The sequence below is a fragment of the Bacillota bacterium genome (genome assembly GCA_040754675.1).
Taxonomy (GTDB): domain Bacteria; phylum Bacillota; class Limnochordia; order Limnochordales; family Geochordaceae; genus Geochorda.
The window spans coordinates 1-1,827 of record JBFMCJ010000715.1 but is presented as its reverse complement, the minus strand read 5'-3'; the positions used below and the strand labels follow the sequence as shown (position 1 = coordinate 1,827).

General features: G+C 69.1%; 2 protein-coding genes. Both read left to right on the top strand.

Features of this window, described 5'->3' with window-relative positions; translation table 11 throughout:
- Positions 1–130 precede the first annotated feature (130 nt).
- On the top strand, positions 131–865 hold the full coding sequence (locus AB1609_22855; GenBank protein ID MEW6049274.1) for a DUF2293 domain-containing protein: 735 nt from the start codon (positions 131–133) through the stop codon (positions 863–865).
- 686 nt (positions 866–1,551) lie between these two features.
- Positions 1,552–1,758 (top strand): hypothetical protein, encoded by a 207-nt coding sequence (locus AB1609_22850; protein MEW6049273.1) that lies wholly within the window; start codon positions 1,552–1,554, stop codon positions 1,756–1,758.
- Positions 1,759–1,827: the final 69 nt, after the last annotated feature.

Below are 1,827 nucleotides of genomic sequence, written 5' to 3'. Positions count from 1 at the left end.
TGACGCGGCGTTTCATGAGGTGATTGGCCGAATCCGGGCCAGGTAGTGATCCCGGGCTGCAAGCAGGACCCGGGCGGCAAGTTGGCGCTGGGGATTCGCCCGGCCGCGGAGTGGGCGGGTTGGCGAGAGCATGGAGACCGAAGGGAGAGTGCCCGCAGGCAAACCGGATCTGGAGGCGGCGAACCTCCGGGTGTACCCGGCGCGCCCCGACGAGATACCCGATGAGACCGACGGCTGGGATGTGTGGTGGACGCCCGGTCTTGGGCTGGTCAGGACACCTCCGGGCTGGGTTTTCCTGCCGCGCGGAGAGCACTTCGTCACGCGCAAGGTGAAGGAATGGGGGCGCTACTGGCCGGTGGTGCGGCTCCGCCCCGGGCACACGGAGACCCTGGGTTTGCTGGCCCCCGAGGAAGCGGTTGCCGAGGCCCGCAGGCTGGCGGAGAAGACGGAGGAGGTTCGCGGGCGGCGCCGTGCTGCGTCGGCCAGGGTGCGGGAGAAGGCGGAGGAGCGGTACGGGCGGCAGTTGGAGCAGGCGATTCTGGCTTACCTGGACTTCGCCCCGGAGCACGCTGCTCTGGCCGAAGAGATCGCCCGGGGTGCGGCTGCCCGGGCGGCGGTGGTGGGGAGCGGCCGCGTAGGGCGGACGAGGAAGCTCACGTTGGAGGAGAAGACGGCGCTGGCTGCCAGGGCCTGGATTCGCCACCGGTACACGCGGTACTATGAGATGCTGGAGCAAACGTTTGCCGAGGATTCTACCGCGACATCAAGGCGGCGCCTCAGCATGAGGTGGAATGAGTTCCTGGAACACCACCAGCGTGCCAGTGGCGCTGTGGAGCCGGGCGCATCGGCGGAAGGAGGGCGGTGAAATCGCCGCAAGATTTGGTTGCCCGTCCTGCCTGCCGTGCCCGAGGAGAAGGCCGTGCACGGTGCCGGTGTTGTCTGGACGTTGCAGGGAGGCCCCTTTGGCCGGGCCCGGGTCAGCGCCTGGGAAGGCAGGGCGGCGGCCGGTGTGCGTGCGAGTTATCCACACAATCCACACTCTGCACAGGGGGTGCGTGCGCAACCGGCGTGTCTTCAACCTGTTGGCGGTGGTGGTGTGATGGAGCCGGGGCAGTGCCGACGACGCGCAGCAGCCTTCGGTATTTGGGCCGGAGAGTGCGGGAGGCCACCCGGGGCGGGTTGGATGGGAGCAACGTGCGAATTTCTGCGAGGGCCTGCGGTCGTGCCCAAAGCCCCCGCCGGCTGGTTTTGCTTCCCGCCCCGGGCGGCCACGCCTTGATTCGACACGGGGTGGCACCGGTCCTGTGTGGGTGAGCAGCCGGGTTGGCGGACGTGGGCACGGGGCTGCGCGTATTGGCGGGCGTGTTTGCGGACCCGTGAGCAGCGGGCTGCGGGGTGCACGCGGACCCGGAAAGGCCATCGACCGATGATTGCCGGGACGCCGTGCGCAGTTGTCCCTCTGGGGGCTAGTATGCCCTTTGCCCGGGACCAGGGACCTGTAGACAGATGCGAATCCTGCGTTGGGCGGGCTAGACGGGGGAGGGAGCGACCGTGGCAGACGATCTCCTGTCGCGAGCCCTCGATGAGGTTCCCGTGTTGGTGCGCGCCTGCTGCCTGCTGGAAGCGGCGAAGAGCGGCGCGGACGAGGACGTTTCCAGGGCCCTTGCGGCGCTGAGGGAGGCTGCTGTTTCGGCTGCGGGCGCGGCCAGAGCCCTGGAGTTATGGGCGGAGCGGGCGGGGCTGAGGAAGTCGGGCTAAGCCCGAGCTTTACCTTCCGGACCGGGCTTGGTTGGAGGATCCGGGGCGGCGGAGAGGCTCGGGCGCGTG